The organism is Pseudoalteromonas aurantia, assembly GCF_005886875.1.
Classification (GTDB): Bacteria; Pseudomonadota; Gammaproteobacteria; order Enterobacterales; family Alteromonadaceae; genus Pseudoalteromonas; species Pseudoalteromonas aurantia_A.
In genome coordinates this window covers 1-638 of the sequence record NZ_PNBY01000023.1, presented here as the reverse complement: position 1 = coordinate 638, position 638 = coordinate 1, and the positions used below count along the sequence as shown (strand labels likewise).

Annotated in this window: 1 protein-coding gene; it reads right to left on the bottom strand. The window is 42.2% G+C overall.

Annotated elements, in window-relative coordinates; genetic code table 11:
• Positions 1–563 (bottom strand): ISAs1 family transposase (locus CWC18_RS05460; protein WP_138674869.1); only part of this gene is annotated, 563 nt, incomplete at its 3' end.
• Positions 564–638: the final 75 nt, after the last annotated feature.

Below are 638 nucleotides of genomic sequence, written 5' to 3'. Positions count from 1 at the left end.
TCTTTTTCTATAATTTGCTTCGCAATCTCCTTTTGACAGCCCATTGCATCAATGGTCACTAAGCAATCTTTTAGCTCTAATAACTTTAGCAACTCTGGGATTGCGGTGATTTCATTGGACTTCGAGTCGGTCTTACACTGACCTAATGTCACGCCATTTTCACAGGCAAACGCACTGACAATGTGGATGGCATCTTTTCTATCTGGCTGTTTAAATGAACCTTTTAGCCTTTTTCCATCTATTGCAACCACACTGCCGTCTGTGAGCTCGCTGCAGCTTTGCATCCATTGAGAGAAACTGGCTTGAAATTGAGTCATATCGATTCGGCTTATAACTCTTGCAATCGTGTCGTGCCGCGGCACACCGTTCGAAAGTGCTATAAACTTACGTAACCAAGATAGTTTGTCATGAGCAAAGTCTTCTATTTCTTCCCAACCTTGGCAACCTGCGATTACGGCACTGATAGTAAGAAACAGAATATCGAATAATGGGTGTTGCACTTTGCCTTGCTGGCGAGGGTCATCAATGGAAGAGAAGTGTTCGAATAACGTGTTGGCTGACATGATTGGGCTGCTTAATTTAAAAAGCAGTATAAGATCATAAATTTATGTCAAGGTAAAGTTCATGATCTTGCCCTG